The organism is Streptomyces sp. CB01881, assembly GCF_002953255.1.
Taxonomy (GTDB): Bacteria; Actinomycetota; Actinomycetes; order Streptomycetales; family Streptomycetaceae; genus Kitasatospora.
On record NZ_CP026498.1, the window covers coordinates 6,367,804 to 6,382,834 of the forward strand.

The window sequence follows — 15,031 nt, forward strand, 5'->3', positions numbered from 1 at the left end:
GGAGGCGCCATGATCACCAACCACCCCGTCGGCGAGCAGGCCGCCGCCCGGCTGCGCCGTCTCGTTCCCGGCGGCGCCCACGCCTACAGCAAGGCGGCCGACCAGTGGCCGACCACCGCTCCGCCTCTCCTCGCTCGCGGCCAGGGCGCGTGGGTGTGGGACATGGACGGGCGCCAGTACACCGACTGGTTCGCCGGCCTGACGTGCTGCCCGCTCGGCCACGCGCACCCGGCGGTCACCGCCGCCATCACCGCCGCCCTTGAGCGCGGCACGGCGTTCCAACTGCCCGCCCACGCCGAACTAGCCGCCGCCGAGACGTTCCTCGAGGTCGTCGCGCCCGACGACGAGATGGTGAAGTTCGCGAAGAACGGCTCCGACACCGTGGACGGCGCGCTGAAGCTCGCCCGGTACGCCACCGGACGGACGAAGGTCGCCCGGTGCGCCGAGCACCCGTTCTTCTCCACTGGGGACTGGTTCATCGGCACCACCGCCGCCAGCGGGGGCACCCACCCGGAGCCGGCCGCCCGCACCCTCGACTTCTCGTACAACGACCTCGGGTCCCTCGAGCGGCTGTTCGCGGAGGACGGCAAGGATCTGGCGGCCGTCATCCTGGAGCCGGTGCGGTTCACCCCGCCCGACCCGGGGTTCTTCCAGGCGCTGCGCCGCCTGTGCGACCGCCACGGGACCCTGCTGATCTACGACGAGACGGTGAGCGGGCTGAAGTGGCGGCTCGGCGGGGCCGGCCCCCTCACCGGGATACGGCCCGACCTGACCTGCTGGGGCAAGGGCATCGGCGGCGGCCTGCCGCTGTCCGCACTGACCGGCGGCCGGGACCTGATGCAGTTGGGCGACCACGCCCGGCCTCAGGCCGGCCAGCCCCCGCTGTTCCTGCTCTCCACCACCCACGGCGCCGACACCGCGAGCCTGGCCGCCATGGTCGCCACCGTCACCGAGATGGCCGCCGCCAACGCCATCGGCCGCGCACACGCCGCCGGCGCCGAGCTTCGCGGCATGGTGAATGCGATCCTCGCCGAGGAAGGTGTCGAGCAGTCCGTCCGGCTGGCCGGCTACGACTGCTTCCTGAACATCGAGACCGCCGAACCCGGGTTGAAGGCGCTGTTCCTCCAGGAGGCCGTCCGGGCCGGCGCCCTGGTCCGTGGGATCTTCTACCCCACCGCCGCCCACACAGCGGAGCACCTGGAGCAGACGGCGGTCGCAGTACACCGGGCCGCGCAGGTCTGCGGCCGGGCACTGACGGACGGCGCGGGGGCCGATCTGCTGCCGGTACCGGCGCGGCGTCCCCTCTGAGTGCCGCTACCCGCGGGCGGCGCTGTGGCCGGCGCCGCCCGCGCGCAGCAGGGCCTCCACGCCGTCCGGGTACCACGGCATCCGCTGGCTGGCCTGCTCGACCGGCACCCAGGCGACCTCGGTCACGTCGTCGTCGTGCTTGCTGGCGGTCGGCTCGCCCGAGAGCAGTTGGGCACTGAACACGGTGAACACGTCGTGCAGGTCGTCCGTGATGCGCTCGCTGACGTCGACGATCCGCCGGGCCTCCACCACGACGCCGGCCTCTTCTTTGGCCTCGCGCTCGGCCGCCTCCGCCAAGGTCTCCCCTGGTTCGCGTCGGCCACCGGGCAGGCTCCAGCTGTCGTCGTTGCGCACCAGCAGGACGTTCTCGCCGTCGCTGTCGCTGATCAGCACGTAGGCCACATCGACGCGGTCCGCTGGCATCGTCGCTTCCTCTCGGTCGTGCACTCGATTGTTCCAGGGCTGGGCCCGTAGCGCGGCGCGGCGGGCCTCGGCGCTGGAACGGCCACGGCCCCGAATACGGGGCCGTGGCCGTTATACCGTGCGGCCCTACGCGGGTGGGCGGGAATCCTCGTTCCTGCCGGGTTCCTGCTCTCGCGGCCCGTGGACGTCCTCCCACGTGGGCCCGGTCGGGCAGTCGGTGAAGCACAGGACGCCGGCGGCGGCGCCGCAGTCCTCGCAAGGGTCGGGCACGAAGAGGTAGTCGGTCATGCGTTCCGTTCCTCGGGTGTCGAGTCGTGTGTGGGCGGGGGCGGTACTTCGACGAGTCGGCCGATCAAGGGGGCCATACGCAGCGCGAAGATCGCGCTGCCGTGGGCGTTGGCGAAGCCGCGGCAGATCGCGCCCTTCGTCCCGGGCGGGGCGAGGGCGGGTAGCGTCGAGTGGCAGACGATGTGCCCTCGGCGGGCCAGTGCTTCCTGGGCGAGCTGGCGCAGCCGTCCGGGGGCGAGGTGCATCAGGTTCCCCGGCCGGTAGATGCACGTGCCGCACAGGTCGGCGAGGACCCGGACCTCCCCTGTGGCGGGGTCCGCGACGGCCGGCGCCGGGTCGTCGTCCGGCTCGGTGTGGGCTTCGCTGTACTTCACGGTGTCCCCCTGGTTGTGGTCGAAAGGGCTGCGGGCCACGGCCAGGACGGGCGCCAAACGCCCGCCCCGGCCGGACGGTCAGCGGTCTCGGCGGCGAAGGCGGGCTTCGCGCTCCTGCCGGGCCAGGTCGGTGATCTCCTCCATGGAGCCCGTCATCGCGAGCTGCTCCATCAGGAGTTTGGCCAGAAGGTAGCGCGGGTCGGCCGTCCTTGCCCGGTCGAGGGCGATGAGCGCGGCCGGGATCTCCCCGGCGACGGCGGCGGCGTACCCGGCGAGGGTCAGGGGTGCGGCGGCGAAGGTCGTGCTGTCGCTGGCGCAGCGGGTGAGCAGCGCCCACAGCTCGCGGGCGCGCGGGAGTTCGCTCGGTTCGCTGTAGCCGAGCGCGATGTCCCGCAGGGGCCTGTGCCGCAGCCCGACGATCAGCTCCGCCGTCTGCTCGGGGGTGAGGTCCGTCAGTGGGGTGTCGTCGCCGCCACCCAGCAGCAGCCGGTCGAAGATCGCCGTGAGCCGTTCGGTCTCGGCGTCGAAGCTGGTCGACCGCACGCGCTCGGCCCGCAGGCCGACCGCCTCCACATTCGCAGCCTGCTGAGCTTCCGTGTCCCTCCCGGTGACGGGCTCGAATGCGGCGAGGATCTTGGCTTCGCTGGGCGGCGTCGGGATGCCGGCGGCGCGGGCGTTCATGGTGACCACGCCGGGGTTGTTCGGGCCGTCCACAGGCATTCCCTCGACCCGGTAGTGGGGGTTTTCGTGGTGGTAGAACCACCAGTGAGTGGGGGTCACGAATATGACGCCGAGAGTGTCGACGCCGTGGGCTTCGGCCGAGAGTAGAAGCGCGTCCGCGAGGACTTGGTGCCGGCTCATCGCGTTGTAGCCGTCGCCGGCGTCCTTCTGGCTCGCGCACAGGTACAGCAGGATGCCGGCCGGTCCGGTGGCGAACTCCTCCAGGCGGTGCAGGGTGTTGTGCATCATTTGGTGGGCGGCCTGGTGCGGGTCGTCCGTGCCATCGGGCAGGTCGAACTTCTGGCTGAACAGCGGGCCGTCGCGCATGGTGTCGTGGGCGAGGACGAACACCGTGCCGTCGGGGCCGTCGGGCTGGTAGCTCAGCAGGTAGGGCAGTGCTTCGACGGCCTGCGCGGCGTTCCTGACGTCGAAGGCGGGCACCGTGTTGATGTTCAAGGGACTGTCTCCGTTCGCGGGGTAATCGGGCGGTGGGCCAGGGGCCGCTTGACCAGCGGCCCCTGGCGCGGCTGACTCAGCCCGTGGCGGGGTTCTGTCGGGCGGAGCGGCTCAGGCGCAGGTGGCCGCGCAGGTGCTCGAAGGAGCCTCCGCTGTTGAGGAGGTTGTTGATCACGCGGGTCAGGTCGTATCCGGGCTCGGCCTCATCGGCCGCGTGGAGAGCGAGGCGGGCGATCCCGTCGTCGCCCATCGCCCAGGCGGTCGTGGCGTAGAGCGCGAGAGGGGCCGCCGCCAGATCGGAGAACGGGACGACGCAGCGCCGGGCGAGGTCGTGCCACAGCTTCCTCGCGGGCTCCAGTTCGCCGGGCTCGCAGTGCTCCAGCGCGGCGTTGCGCACGTCGGTGTACTGGAGAACCAACAGGAGCCGGGCGGCAATGTCGTCGGTGGGGCCGGAGCCGGTCTTGAGGTTCCGGATCGTGGCGGACACGAGGTCGATGCCGTCGTCCACCACGGTCTGGTGGCCGTCGGAGCGGATCTCGTCGCGGAGCGCGCAGAGTGCGGCGTCGAGGAGGGAGGCGGTACAGATGGCCTCGACCCCGGCGACCGGCGCGAAGCTGGCGAGCACGTCGGTGCTGCGCGGGAGATGGTGGGCGGCGAAGGTGCCCGACGCCGGGCGGATCGGGTGAGCCTCGTGGAGGCTGCTCGGGTCAGCGGAGAGCATCGACCAGTAGTGGGTCCGGGTGATGTACAGGCTCTCCGCCAGCCGGATGCCGCGCGCGTGGCAGGCGGCACGCAGGTAGGCCGCGATGGGCTGGTGGGTCTGGCGGGACTGTGCGCCGCAGTCCGGGTCCCTGGGGTCCGCGCAGACGTAGGCGGCGAAGGTGCGGACCCCTCGGCTGGCCGTCTGGTGCAGGAGGAAGTCGACCATCTCGTCTGTGGCCGGCTGCCACTTGGCGGGGTCGGTGGGCAGGCGGCCACGGACGAAGCCCATGGGCTCGCTCGCGCCGGGGGTCAGGCCGATGAGGACGATGCTGTCCTCCGGGTGGAAGCCGAACAGGTGGGGCAGGAGGTCGACGAGCCCTTGCGGGCCGACGAGGGCGACGGTGCCGTGATCGTCGTTCATGTGGTTCCTATCGGGAGGGTCCGGGTTCGCGGCCCGGACCGGCATCCAAGAGACTTCCGTCTCTTTTCTTGACCCAAGTCTATTTGCGGGCAGGGTTGTTGGGCACACCCCAGGCCGGCCAAATCAGGGGCGGCCCGACCCCGGACGGCCCCCGCCGGGCCCGCGCAGGCACCTGCTTACGGGCGCCGTGGCGACCGGGGGCAGCGCCCCCGGTCGCCGGGACTATCAGGCCGCGAGCAGCAGGGCCTTCGCGTCGTCCTTGAGCGCGTTCTTCTGGTCGTGCAGCAGGGCGGTCATGGCCAGGTTGTTGCGGTGCTCATGCTCGGTCAGGGCCTCGGGCACCTTGACGGTGCGGAAGTAGTCATCGAACTCGATGACGGCCTGGAGGGCGGCCCAGCGGGTGCCCCGGATGTTGTCCTGGGTATCCGCCTCGGCGAACAGGTGGTGCAGGCGGTCGCGGCGCTCCTGGTGAGCGGCGACCAGGTTCTTCCGGGTCCCCTCAGCCGGGGGCGTCCACAGCTGGGCGATGAGCTTGTCGAACTCCTGGTTGGTCATCGCGGTCTGGAACAGCTGGGTGGCCTCGGCCTCGAATGCGGCCGCGTACCGCTCAGTGAAGCCGAGCGCACGGCGGGCCTCCTCCAGCTGGGACAGGGCGTCAGAGGTGTGGCGGATCTTCCAGGTGCGCTGCGCCTCCGTCACAGCCAGGTCCAGGGTGTTGGTGCACACCGCCCGGATGGGGGTCTCGACGGCGACAGCGGCGGATCGGCCGTCGTGGCTGTTGGCGAACAGGGTGTACAGGTCGATGCGGTCGGCCGCGCCCTCGGGGTCGAGGGTGATGCTCGGGGACATGGTGGACATGAAGACGACCCGGCCGCCGTCGAGGGCCCCGGCGGTCTCATAGGTGACGTGGCCGCCGCCGACCAGCTCATCCAGGAAGGCGAAGGCCTCGCGGTTCTGGATGGGGGTCCAGGTGTTGCCGACCAGGCCGCCGAGCCAGTCGCCCGTGTCGTCGCGGAAGGTGCCGAAGCGGTTGGGGATCTTCTTGCCGAGCTTGCCCTTGTGCATGGAGAGCAGCGGGCGCTTCTCGACCTGCCAGTCCAGCTTGGCGAGGTGCAAGACCTCCTCGCTGGTCTTGGCCTCCTCGGTCACCGTGCCGAGGCCGTGCCAGGCGGGCTGGCGGTGGGAGTAGAAGGCGGCCTCGCCGGTGGTGTTGTCGATGGCCCCGGCGTCGGCACGGCCGGTGATGACGGCGCTGTCGCGCATGCGTGTCTCCTGTGTGGTGTGGTCCGGGTTCGCGGCCCGGACTGGCAACCTTTCGGACTTCTGTCCGCTTTCTTGACTCAAGTCTAGATGCCGGGGGCGCCCTTGGGCACACCCAACTTCGGCTCGCAGCAGGCATCCTGGAGAAGCCGAGGGAGATGGGGGCGGGGAAGCCACAGAGCGCTAGGCCCGGATCGGTTTGGCCTGACGGCTTGTCGGCTGACACACTCGGCGGGGTCCTCGCGGAGCGCCGTCGGCGCGGCGACCGGCCACTGAGCGGAGCTCCGCGCGCTTCACGCTGGTGCGCTGCAGGAAGGGAGTCCGGCTGGTGGATGACGAGCCACTGGAGTCGTGGATGGCCCGGCGGGACGCGTCCCGCCGCCCCGTGGGCGCCTTGAAGGCGGTGCGACTGGACGGCACCGAGGGCGCTGCTCACGTCCGGCCGGAGGAACCGCGGCTGGTGATGCGGTGGGATGGTGTGCAGTGGCTGCCGGAGACGGTCGTCGCCGACTACGCAGCGGCGCAGCGCCTGCTGCACGGGGTCGACGGGGACGGCGTCGTCCGGCCGGTGCCGGCGCCGAAGCTCGGGCGGGGCACCGGTCGTCACAGGAAGCCGCGGTGATGGGCCCCGGCCCGTCCTGGGGGCGGGGGTGCCGCTAGCCGCGCTTGCGGTTGCGCAGCTCCAGGCCGGCTTCCTTCGCGTAGCGGGTGATCAGGGCGGACTCCAGCCCCGACGCCTCGGACAGCTCGTAGACGGTGCGGGTGCGGTCCGGGTAGGCGGCCACGACGGCCTCGCGGCGTAGCCTGCGCATGTCGGTCAGCGTCGAGTCGACCTCGGACAGGGGCTCGCGCAGAGCCTCCATGATCTCGACATGGGTGAGGCCGGCTTCCTCGAGGGCCTTGACTGCCTCCTGGAGGGCCTTGGCGGCGCCGGCCAGCTTCGTGCTCGGCTTCCTGCCGCTCATGATGCTCCTCGCGTGATGGTCCGGCTTCCCGGACGGGGGTACGACGTCATGTCTATCAGTCGGCCGGAGGGCGGTGCGAGGAGCGCTCGCACCGCCGCCCCGATGCGTTAGTCCGGCTCGCCGGGGATGGCCGTGCGCATGAAGGGCGCGCCCTCGTGGAGCAGCGCGCCGATGTCGGACACCTCGAGTTCGATGGCGGCCGGGGCGCGCCCGGTGCGCTGACGCAGGGAGCCGATCACGATCACGCGGTCGCCCGCCCTGAAGGTGTCGGCGATCAGCGGGGCCGTACCTCGCCAGGCGACGCACCGCAGGAGCAGCGGAGCGGCGGCGGCCCGGCGCTTGCCGCGTTCGGCGAGGGCGGGGCGCTCTTCAAGGATGAACGTGACGTTCTGGACGGGGCTGCCCGGCATGCGGTGAAGTTCGGGGCTGGTGCTGATGCGGCCGATCCACGTCTGGGTGCTCATGGGTCACCAGCCCTGGCCGGCCACGATGCCGGCCAGCTCGGGGGCGTCGGTGACGGCGGCGGCGTTGAGCTCCTGCTGCTGGGTGAGGCGTTCGACCAGGTCGGCGTGTTCCTCGAAAGCCTGGCGCAGGTGGGGGTGAGCGTAGGTCTCGGCGAGCTCATCCAGCGCCATGCGCAGCTGCCAGGTGAGCCGTTCCTGCGGCGTGGTGTAGCGCGTGCGGATGGCTGCGGCGTCGTAGATGGAGACGAGTCGCGCGAAGATGCCCCAGCGGCGGCCGGAGCAGGCGTAGTAGTGGATCCACCGGGTCCGGCGGGTGGGGCCGGACTCCTGGTAGGCGAATCGCACCTCGCCCAGGTTGGGCAGGAAGATCCAGTCCCCGTCTCGGGCGGCCCGGTGGAGGTCGTGGCCGTCCGGCGCGATCGGGGTGATGCTGCTGCGCCGCACGTGGGCGAGGGACCGGCCGGTCTCGTCCACGAGGGTGTGGCATCCCTCGTCGCGGGCCGTGATGTCCTGGCCGTGGTCGTCGTCGCAGTCGTGCACGGTGGCGGTGAAGGTGAGTCCGTGAAGTTCAGCGATGCTGCCGCGGTAGCGGACCGGGAAGCCGGCCATGTCATGTCCCCCTGTGTGGCTGCTGGCTGGGGGGCCGGAGGGTTCCGGCCCGGCGTGTCGCCAGGGCCCGCCGCAGCGGGTGCGGCGGGCCCCGGCGGGGCTGTCAGCAGCAGATGCTGGCGACGTAGCGGCCGATGGCATCCCGCAGCTCCTGGGCATCCAGGGCCCCGGGCTCGTCCAGGCAGTCGGCGTTGTAGATGGTGATCTCGCCGGCGGCGTTGAGCGGCAGGGTTCCGTGTTCGGCGAACCGGAACTGGTTGACGTCCAGCTGTCCGGCGCGGGGGGAGATCACCCGCACAGTGATGCCGTCGTAGGTCTCGGAGCGGATCGTCTGAGCGAGTGAGGCGATGAGGATGAGGTCGCCGACCCGGCACACCTGCTTGATGCCCGAGACGGCGGCGCCGACGAGCGGGCGGATCTTGGCGAGGACGTCTCCGTGGCTGACGTGCGGCATGTTTGCTCCCTGGTTGGGCCGGGGTTCGCTTGCCCCGGCTGGCGGTACCAGCCTCCATCAATAACAGACTCAGGTCAATTATATTTACCTGGGTCTGTTCTATTGGGATTCGGCAGGCCCAGCACCCTCGGGAGCGACCGGTAGGTGCGCGCCGAGCGCCGCTTCGATGAGTCCGCAGACCGTCCTCAGCGCCTCGTTCCAGCCGTCCGACCACGGATCCTCGCCGCGCTGCTCACCGAGGGAGGCGATCGACGTCAGGGCCACCACCATGGCCGGCACCGGCACCTCGACTACGCGGGTCGCCCCGCCGTGCCCGTGGATCGCCTCGACGCCCCTCGCGCGGTCCCACGCGACGGTCGAGCCCCACTCCCCCCTCCACCGGGTGACGGCGGCAGAGCCCGCGGCAGCCGAGAAGTAGCAGCCCTCCGCGACCGTTCCGGTGCCCGAGACCCCGGACACGTCCACGTCGCGGCGCAGCACGTACGGCGTGGGCGGCGCCGGGTGGAACTGATCGAAGAGGCCGGATAGGCGGTCCGCGAGGCCACTGTTCATGCCGCGTCCCGCGCCGCCGCGCGCGTGCCCTTGGGGTCCTTGCGGATGGAGCTGCCGGCCTCCGGGAGCGCGCGCCGGCCGTCCGTGAGGTCCTTCAGTCGCTGGTGGGGGCGGAAGCGGGGGACCCGACGCGCGGGGATCGTGACCCTGTCGCCGGTCTGGGGATTGCGGGCGAGGCGGCTGGCGTGCTGGGCGGGCTCGAAGGTGCCGAAGCCGGTGACGGAGACGGAGTTCCCCTCGGCGAGGGCGCGGGCGATGGTGTCGAGCACGACCTCGACGGCCTCGGCGGCGGCGCGCCGGCTCCCGAGCTGGGGGGCCACGCGATCGACGAGGGTGTTCTTGTTGACGTTCATGATGGGCTTCCTGTCCTGGTTGCTGCGGTCGGGATTGGTGCCGGGCTGGGCGCCGGTGAGTCGTCACGGCGCCCGGCCCGGGGCTTAGAGGCCGCTACACGGCGAGCTGCGGCGCGGGCGCCGGAGCCGGGCTGGGCGCGGGCAGAGGCGGGGTGACGACCGGCTTGGCCGGGCCGGGCGGCGTGGCACAGCCGGGCTGGGCGGGCTGCGATGCCGGGATGGCGGGCGGCTGGCTGGGGGCGTCGGCGGTGCGCGCCACGGCGGCGCCGCTGATGGTGCCGAGCACCAGTCCGGCGAGGAGAGAGCCGACGAACAGGGCGGGGCTGCGCATAGCGGAGTTCCTTCCTGAGGTGGGGCCTGACCGGCCCCGCGCGGGGGCGGGGCCGGTCAGGTTCCGGTTAGTGGCCGGGGGTCGGGCGACCGGGCACCAGGGGCGGGACGCTGGTCGGGACGGGCGAGGGGCTGGAGGTGGCCGACGGGCTCTGTGCCGGGGCCGGGCTCACGGTCGCCGTGGGCGAGGGGGCGGGCGCGCAGATCGTCGGCGCGCCGGTCGGGGCGGGCGCCCCCGGGGTGGGGGCGGTCTGGACGTGGGTGACCGTCACGGTGACGGTCGGGACGGGGGCGGGCTGCTCGGCCGTCTGGGTGACGACGGCCGGGGCGGGGGTGAGACCCGGGGCCGGGACGGCGGGCGCCACCGGCAGGGCCGGGGCAGCCGGGGCGAGGACCGGGGCCGCCGGGACCTGGGTCGGCAGGGCCGGGAGGGTCGGGGCCTCGGTGTTGAGCTGGGCCGGGGCGGCCGTCAGGGTCGGGACGAGGTTGGTCGGGACGGGCTGGGCGCTCGGGGCCGGGGTGGCGGCCGGGCGGCCCATCACGACGGACCCGGCGACGAACCCGGCGGCGGCGAGGCCGAGGGCGACCACGGTCCGCTTGTCGAGGCGCTTGGCGGCCGGGCGGGTGCCGGACTGGGCGTTGGCCTCGGTGGCGGTGGTGTCGGTCATGGGGCTGTGACTCCTTGTGCGTTGGGCCGGGGCTTCGCGTTTCCCCGGCTGGCAGGACCAGCCTCGCACATAACAGACCTGAGTCAAATAACTAGACTCTAGTAACTTTGGGTGCGGGGTGGGCACTCAAAGCGCCCACCCCGCAGCCGAGTTGGAGACCTACCGAGCACGCAGGCCGTGAGCCGTCTGGTAGGCGTACAGCCACGTCACAGGCCCCGTCAGCCCGTCCGCCGGCCCGAGATCATCGACGTAGTGCTCCTGGAGGGCGGCCACCTTCTCCAAGTCCAGCGACTCCATGTCCTCGCTCGGCCCGACCCGGTACGCCGGCCCCCAGTCGCCGGCCTGGAGCCAGGTCTGCAGCTGCTTGGCGTACGGGCTGTGCGCACCCAGGACGAAGAACTCGCGGCCCGGGAACGGCGGGGCCGGGATCTGGAGCTGCTGGCCCACCTGGATCAGGTCGGGGTCGGAGATGCCGTTGAGGGTGACGAGCTGCGTCACGCTGGTCTCGAAGCGGCCGGCGAGGGCGCTGAGGGTGTCGCCCGGCTGCACCGTGTAGACGCCTGCGCCCTCCCCCGAGGGCTGCGGCGCCGGCTGCGCACCGCCACCCCCCTCGGGCCTGGGTGCGCCGCGCTGGACCCAGGCGTACAGGTCGTCGCCGGGGCAGTCGGTGGCGTAGCCGTCCCGGTGGCCCCGGACTTCGCCACCGGCGCCGCCCTCGCTGCGGCAGTACTCGATGGCGTCGACCAGGCCGTCCAGCAGTGCGTCCGTCGGCGAGGTGATGCCCGAGGTGCCGACCATCGCGCACACCGCGTAGTGGCCCGCGTTGAGCGCCGAGTTGCCGTTCGCCCCGTTCCGGTGACCGAGGCCGCGCCCCTCGTGCACGTAGCCGTGCGGGCACACGACGAACGAGTACGCGATGTCGATCCAGCCCTCGTCCCGGTTCGCCATGTGCGAGGCCTGGATCGCGCGGACGTGGCCGGCGCAGCGGTCGTGGTCGGCCAGCAGGGCGTCGGGCACCGGGGAGCCCTCGTAGTGGATCTTCACGCCCCGGGTGGAGCTGATGCGGGTGTAGGAGCCGGTGGGGTCGGCTGCGCCCCACTCGGAGCGGGAGACGAGCTTCATCGGCCCGCCTCCCGCCCGAAGCCGGCCCGGCGGTGGCTCTTCTGGTTGGTCGGCACGGTGTCCTCCCAGGTGGGGTGGTTGGTGTGCCGGGGAAGCTATGCCGGGGCCGCCATTAAGGTCGCGCCGTCAGCTGCCGGTCTTCTCGACCAACACGCCGTCGTCGTAGACGAATCGGCGCGTCCGCTCGTAGTCGGCGGGCAGGAAGATTGGAACCGTGCCGCCGCCCTCGGCCGGCATCAGCCCGGTGCGGAAGCCGCCGGTCAGGACCATCACCCACTCCTGGGGCTTGGCCTCGGAGAAGCCTTCCGGCAGGACGGCGCCTTGGGAGGCGCGCCGCTCGGTGGCGCGGCGGGCGTGCTGGCGAGCCATGTGCGGGCACAGGGTCAGCGCGGCCTCGGCGCCCCCCTCGTGCATAGGCGGGTCGCTGTAGGCGCCGGACTCGGCCGACTTGGGGCCGCCTAGGAACGCGACGAGGCTGCTCATCGGCTTGGCGCACAGCGAGCAGTGCCACTGGATGGCCAGGATCATCGCGGTCCGGCCGTCGATGGCCAGGAAGTCGGCGGTGCCGTCGGGCCGCTCGTTCACCGCGGGAATCGGGAGACCGCGCTTCGGGTCGATCGGCCGGGCCGCTAGACCAGGTGGCAGCTCAGGCAGGGGGGTAGTCGACATGTCTCCTCCAAGGTGGCCCCCGTCGCAAGGGGGTTGGCAGATGGACGACCGCGCCCGCCGGCAGTCCGCTCGCGTGTCGGGCTTGTCGCTAGCAGGTTCGGCACGACAGGGCCAGGCCCGTCGCAGCTGGGTCCGGGGAGCAGCAGGGCCCGGCACGGGCGGGCCCCACCACAGTCCCCACCCCGTCCCGGGGCGGACAACAGGGCTCAGCGCGCGGAGCGGACGACACCCTCCGGGGCCATACCCTGAGCGTCGAGCAGGTCTTCCGATACCCAGTAGGGCTCGACCAGCGCGGAGTCCGCGACGGTACGGCCCGGGCCGCACCAGACCGTTTTCAGGTGCCCGCTGCGCTGATGCGGGCGCAGCCGCCAGCCGCCCCGTCCGCTGCTCCCCGTAGGCGCCGGCCTGGGGCCTTTACGGGCCTCCTGGGCCCGGACGCGGGCCGCCTTGAGAGCAGGGCCCAGCCGCCATCCCAATCGCAGGAACTGGTCAGGCTTCTTCCAGGAGCGCTGCTGGTCACGTTTGGCGCTCTTGCCCCTGCCCGCGCCCTTCGACGTGACCTTGGAGGCCTCCTGAATGTCCGCCTTGGACGAGCACAGGTACATGGCGAGCCGCAGAACGTGCCCGATGAAGCTCACCTCACACTCCGTCGGCTCCTCGCGGCCAACCTTCCGCGCGTTGCGCATCGCCAGGTCCTGCACGGTGAACCGCGCCTCGGCGTCGGTCGGGATGGAGCAGTACAAGTAGTCGAGTCCGACCGCGCCCCGTTCCTCGCTCCGGTACTCGACCACCGCCACGGCGGTCAGCTCGCCCATGCGCGGGTCGGTGGTGTGGCACAGCAAGGTGCTGTCCTTCACCCGTCCGCACAGCATCACGGCCAACAGCCGGCCAGGCCCGCCGTCCAGCGCCACACACGGCCACGGTTCGGCGAGGACGAGCATCGGGTTGTTTGGTCGCCGCAGCCGCCGGAACACACCTCCGGCCATCATGCCGACCGCGTAGCTCTGGAGTTCGGACCCCATGTCGGGGTGCACGGCGTACACGCATTTCTCCCGACCCCACAGCCTCCACATCGCCGAGAGGGTCGTCATGTTCCTGATCTCGTGCACGCCCAAGTCACCAGCAGACCCAGCAGCGATCATGGCGCCGCCCTCGATCGCCTGCTGGGGCAGCAGCCCGAGTCCTATGCGACGCAGGATGCGGTCTGCGGTCTGCATCTCCCACTCCACCCGCTCCGCCGCCTCGGCCACCATGCGGCCGACCATCACGTCCTTGCTGGCCATCCCGGCCCTCCACCCCCCGGGCCCCGGCGGCCCGACGTCCCCAACACTCACCAGACAGGGCAAAGGCGGACAACAGCCTTATACAGCATCAGACTTGGGAATTCAGGACTCCGGTCCTTCGACGAGCTCGGCGTCGACGACCTGCGCGTCCTCCTCCAGCTCGGCAGCGAACTCCTCGCGGATCTGAGCCAGGCGGGCCGCCAACCGGTCGATGCCCTCGCCCACCCCACCCGGAGCCGGCAGCTCGCCACCACCCGCGGGCGCCAGCTCGATCCGGGCCTGCGCCGCGCGGCCGAACGACTCCGGCGCGAGGCACGCCAGGAGGAACTGCGCCGCCCGCCAGTCCGGCTGCGCGAAGTCCCGCTCCGTCTGCACCACCTGCTGGCCGGTCTCCGGGTCCCGCACCACCCGGGTCCGCTCCCGCAGCACGTGCCCGCCCTGCGCCGCCTTCCGCACCAGCAGCACCAGCTGCGCCTTGCCCTCGCTCCGCGCGCGCATGAACCTGTCGCGAAACTCGCGAAACTGCCGCTCCCCTGCCCTCGCTCGCTGGCCGGCCTCGATGCGCTGCTGCTCCTGCTCCCCCCGTTCCAGCCACCGGTACACCGTGCTGGCGTGCACGCCGGCCATCGGTGCCGCATCGCTCACCGGCACGCCGGCGCGCACCGCGTCCAGCAGCCTCTTCTCCACCTCCGGTTCGAGGGCTGGGCGGCGGCCACGGCGGCCAGGACGAGGGGTATCCACAGTGGGGACGGTACGTCGGACAGCAGGTCAAGGGCGCTCCGACGACCGCCCCGCTGTGTGCCCGGGGCGGACGTCCGGCGGCTGTCAGGCGGGAGCGTCGGAGCGGGCGGCCCGACGCTCCTGGAGCCGCCTACGGGTCTGATCGGGGCTGGGTCGCACCCAGGCGTGCCAGCCTGCCTGTTCGGTCCACTGGCGGGCATGCCCGCGCTCGGGGAGGCCGCAGTGGGCGCAGCCGCCAGGGTCGGCGGCCGGGGACGGTTCGGTGCTCATGGCTTCCTCTTCACTGGGGTCGGGGTAGTCCGGGCAGGGCTGCGCCCGGTACCCCGTCGGGGCACCGGGCGCAGCTGCGGGGCTTCTACTCCCAGCCGAGGGTGTAGACGAACTCGTCGTACGCGTAGCCGGTCGCGCCGCTGGCCATCGGCGGCAGGGTGACCACGGCCGCCGGGTCGCCGTTCTCGTCCATCGTCAGGTCCTCCACCGGCCAGCCGAGGGTGGTCTGCCGGGGGCCGTCCTCGGTCTCCCACACCGTGACCACCAGGGCGTCGTCCGGCAGGGCCACGAGCCGCCCCCACAGCATGGAAGCGCTCATGGCGTCCTCGACGGTGTTCACCTGCGGCAGGCCGACCACGCAGACCCGGCGGCCGTTCTCGTCGCGGACGTGGGCCTGGACCGGCCAGGCGACGACGGCCCAGCCGGACCCGTCGTCGGTGGCGCGCTCGGCGACGACCAGGGCGTCGGCCGGCATCTCCAGGAGCCTGGTTCGGAGGGTCGAGACTCGCAGGACGTCTGCGGGCACCTCAAGGGGGACAGTCAGCAACATCGTTGGTCTCCTTGACCGGTAGGCGGCCGGGATTCGCGGTCCCGACCTG

At 72.2% G+C, this 15,031-nt stretch carries 21 protein-coding genes; 2 read left to right on the plus strand and 19 right to left on the minus strand.

Annotated elements, in window-relative coordinates; genetic code table 11:
* The first annotated feature begins 9 nt into the window (after window positions 1–9).
* Complete coding sequence (locus C2142_RS17440; protein WP_148643496.1) at window positions 10–1,308, plus strand: aminotransferase class III-fold pyridoxal phosphate-dependent enzyme; 1,299 nt, start codon at window positions 10–12, stop codon at window positions 1,306–1,308.
* Between the two features lie 6 nt (window positions 1,309–1,314).
* On the opposite strand, the gene C2142_RS17445 is transcribed toward C2142_RS17440, so the two are convergent.
* The 5 genes from C2142_RS17445 to C2142_RS17465 all read right to left on the minus strand — a co-directional run bounded on the left by C2142_RS17445 (window position 1,315) and on the right by C2142_RS17465 (window position 5,955).
* Window positions 1,315–1,731, minus strand: a complete 417-nt coding sequence (locus C2142_RS17445) for an NUDIX domain-containing protein (RefSeq protein ID WP_148643497.1) — start codon at window positions 1,729–1,731, stop codon at window positions 1,315–1,317.
* A 284-nt stretch (window positions 1,732–2,015) separates the two neighbouring features.
* A complete protein-coding gene (locus tag C2142_RS17450; protein ID WP_148643498.1) occupies window positions 2,016–2,432 on the minus strand; it encodes a hypothetical protein in 417 nt (138 codons plus the stop codon).
* Between the two features lie 39 nt (window positions 2,433–2,471).
* Entirely contained in the window at window positions 2,472–3,569 is a 1,098-nt protein-coding gene (locus tag C2142_RS17455) for a DUF4192 domain-containing protein (RefSeq protein WP_148643499.1), read from the minus strand.
* Window positions 3,570–3,645: 76 nt separating this feature from the next.
* Complete coding sequence (locus tag C2142_RS17460) at window positions 3,646–4,692, minus strand: DUF4192 domain-containing protein (protein ID WP_162002495.1); 1,047 nt, start codon at window positions 4,690–4,692, stop codon at window positions 3,646–3,648.
* A 225-nt stretch (window positions 4,693–4,917) separates the two neighbouring features.
* Window positions 4,918–5,955 carry a DUF932 domain-containing protein gene (locus C2142_RS17465; RefSeq protein WP_148643501.1) on the minus strand — a complete coding sequence of 346 codons (1,038 nt, stop codon included), beginning with the start codon at window positions 5,953–5,955 and terminating at the stop codon, window positions 4,918–4,920.
* Between the two features lie 325 nt (window positions 5,956–6,280).
* Here C2142_RS17465 and C2142_RS17470 point away from each other — a divergent pair, with 325 nt between their 5' ends.
* On the plus strand, window positions 6,281–6,574 hold the full coding sequence (locus C2142_RS17470; protein ID WP_241002641.1) for a DUF6087 family protein: 294 nt from the start codon (window positions 6,281–6,283) through the stop codon (window positions 6,572–6,574).
* Window positions 6,575–6,608: 34 nt separating this feature from the next.
* Here C2142_RS17470 and C2142_RS17475 read toward each other — a convergent pair whose 3' ends face one another.
* From C2142_RS17475 to C2142_RS17540, 14 genes are all read right to left on the minus strand, one after another.
* Window positions 6,609–6,917, minus strand: a complete 309-nt coding sequence (locus C2142_RS17475) for a hypothetical protein (RefSeq protein WP_148643502.1) — start codon at window positions 6,915–6,917, stop codon at window positions 6,609–6,611.
* A gap of 107 nt (window positions 6,918–7,024) precedes the next feature.
* On the minus strand, window positions 7,025–7,381 hold the full coding sequence (locus C2142_RS17480) for a single-stranded DNA-binding protein (RefSeq protein ID WP_148643503.1): 357 nt from the start codon (window positions 7,379–7,381) through the stop codon (window positions 7,025–7,027).
* A 3-nt stretch (window positions 7,382–7,384) separates the two neighbouring features.
* Window positions 7,385–7,990, minus strand: a complete 606-nt coding sequence (locus C2142_RS17485) for a hypothetical protein (RefSeq protein WP_148643504.1) — start codon at window positions 7,988–7,990, stop codon at window positions 7,385–7,387.
* Between the two features lie 103 nt (window positions 7,991–8,093).
* Complete coding sequence (locus tag C2142_RS17490) at window positions 8,094–8,444, minus strand: hypothetical protein (RefSeq protein ID WP_148643505.1); 351 nt, start codon at window positions 8,442–8,444, stop codon at window positions 8,094–8,096.
* 99 nt (window positions 8,445–8,543) lie between these two features.
* Window positions 8,544–8,996: a hypothetical protein gene (locus C2142_RS17495; protein ID WP_194235786.1), complete on the minus strand. Its 453-nt coding sequence runs from the start codon at window positions 8,994–8,996 to the stop codon at window positions 8,544–8,546.
* The gene (locus tag C2142_RS17500) at window positions 8,993–9,349 is read right to left on the minus strand and encodes an HU family DNA-binding protein (protein WP_148643506.1); all 357 of its coding nucleotides are present in this window, start codon (window positions 9,347–9,349) and stop codon (window positions 8,993–8,995) included. The genes C2142_RS17495 and C2142_RS17500 overlap by 4 nt, the downstream gene beginning before the upstream one ends.
* 94 nt (window positions 9,350–9,443) lie before the next feature.
* Entirely contained in the window at window positions 9,444–9,680 is a 237-nt protein-coding gene (locus C2142_RS17505; RefSeq protein ID WP_148643507.1) for a hypothetical protein, read from the minus strand.
* Window positions 9,681–9,747: 67 nt separating this feature from the next.
* The gene (locus tag C2142_RS17510; protein ID WP_148643508.1) at window positions 9,748–10,347 is read right to left on the minus strand and encodes a hypothetical protein; all 600 of its coding nucleotides are present in this window, start codon (window positions 10,345–10,347) and stop codon (window positions 9,748–9,750) included.
* 159 nt (window positions 10,348–10,506) lie between these two features.
* Window positions 10,507–11,469: a LysM peptidoglycan-binding domain-containing protein gene (locus tag C2142_RS17515; RefSeq protein WP_148643509.1), complete on the minus strand. Its 963-nt coding sequence runs from the start codon at window positions 11,467–11,469 to the stop codon at window positions 10,507–10,509.
* Window positions 11,470–11,595: 126 nt separating this feature from the next.
* The gene (locus C2142_RS17520) at window positions 11,596–12,054 is read right to left on the minus strand and encodes a hypothetical protein (protein WP_206670984.1); all 459 of its coding nucleotides are present in this window, start codon (window positions 12,052–12,054) and stop codon (window positions 11,596–11,598) included.
* A 290-nt stretch (window positions 12,055–12,344) separates the two neighbouring features.
* Window positions 12,345–13,421, minus strand: a complete 1,077-nt coding sequence (locus C2142_RS17525; RefSeq protein ID WP_148643511.1) for a hypothetical protein — start codon at window positions 13,419–13,421, stop codon at window positions 12,345–12,347.
* Window positions 13,422–13,523: 102 nt separating this feature from the next.
* Entirely contained in the window at window positions 13,524–14,108 is a 585-nt protein-coding gene (locus C2142_RS17530; RefSeq protein ID WP_148643512.1) for a hypothetical protein, read from the minus strand.
* A gap of 138 nt (window positions 14,109–14,246) precedes the next feature.
* Window positions 14,247–14,432 carry a hypothetical protein gene (locus C2142_RS17535; protein ID WP_148643513.1) on the minus strand — a complete coding sequence of 62 codons (186 nt, stop codon included), beginning with the start codon at window positions 14,430–14,432 and terminating at the stop codon, window positions 14,247–14,249.
* Window positions 14,433–14,517: 85 nt separating this feature from the next.
* Complete coding sequence (locus tag C2142_RS17540; protein WP_148643514.1) at window positions 14,518–14,982, minus strand: hypothetical protein; 465 nt, start codon at window positions 14,980–14,982, stop codon at window positions 14,518–14,520.
* Window positions 14,983–15,031: the final 49 nt, after the last annotated feature.

Coding starts and splice junctions, on each gene's coding strand:
- C2142_RS17535 (WP_148643513.1), bottom strand. CDS start 14,432: ATGAGCACCGAACCGTCCCCGGCCGCCGACCCTGGCGGCTGCGCCCAC.
- C2142_RS17500 (WP_148643506.1), bottom strand. CDS start 9,349: ATGAACGTCAACAAGAACACCCTCGTCGATCGCGTGGCCCCCCAGCTC.
- C2142_RS17515 (WP_148643509.1), bottom strand. CDS start 11,469: ATGAAGCTCGTCTCCCGCTCCGAGTGGGGCGCAGCCGACCCCACCGGC.
- C2142_RS17505 (WP_148643507.1), bottom strand. CDS start 9,680: ATGCGCAGCCCCGCCCTGTTCGTCGGCTCTCTCCTCGCCGGACTGGTG.
- C2142_RS17495 (WP_194235786.1), bottom strand. CDS start 8,996: ATGAACAGTGGCCTCGCGGACCGCCTATCCGGCCTCTTCGATCAGTTC.
- C2142_RS17480 (WP_148643503.1), bottom strand. CDS start 7,381: ATGAGCACCCAGACGTGGATCGGCCGCATCAGCACCAGCCCCGAACTT.
- C2142_RS17440 (WP_148643496.1), top strand. CDS start 10: ATGATCACCAACCACCCCGTCGGCGAGCAGGCCGCCGCCCGGCTGCGC.
- C2142_RS17525 (WP_148643511.1), bottom strand. CDS start 13,421: ATGGCCAGCAAGGACGTGATGGTCGGCCGCATGGTGGCCGAGGCGGCG.
- C2142_RS17540 (WP_148643514.1), bottom strand. CDS start 14,982: ATGTTGCTGACTGTCCCCCTTGAGGTGCCCGCAGACGTCCTGCGAGTC.
- C2142_RS17460 (WP_162002495.1), bottom strand. CDS start 4,692: ATGAACGACGATCACGGCACCGTCGCCCTCGTCGGCCCGCAAGGGCTC.
- C2142_RS17445 (WP_148643497.1), bottom strand. CDS start 1,731: ATGCCAGCGGACCGCGTCGATGTGGCCTACGTGCTGATCAGCGACAGC.
- C2142_RS17475 (WP_148643502.1), bottom strand. CDS start 6,917: ATGAGCGGCAGGAAGCCGAGCACGAAGCTGGCCGGCGCCGCCAAGGCC.
- C2142_RS17490 (WP_148643505.1), bottom strand. CDS start 8,444: ATGCCGCACGTCAGCCACGGAGACGTCCTCGCCAAGATCCGCCCGCTC.
- C2142_RS17485 (WP_148643504.1), bottom strand. CDS start 7,990: ATGGCCGGCTTCCCGGTCCGCTACCGCGGCAGCATCGCTGAACTTCAC.
- C2142_RS17510 (WP_148643508.1), bottom strand. CDS start 10,347: ATGACCGACACCACCGCCACCGAGGCCAACGCCCAGTCCGGCACCCGC.
- C2142_RS17465 (WP_148643501.1), bottom strand. CDS start 5,955: ATGCGCGACAGCGCCGTCATCACCGGCCGTGCCGACGCCGGGGCCATC.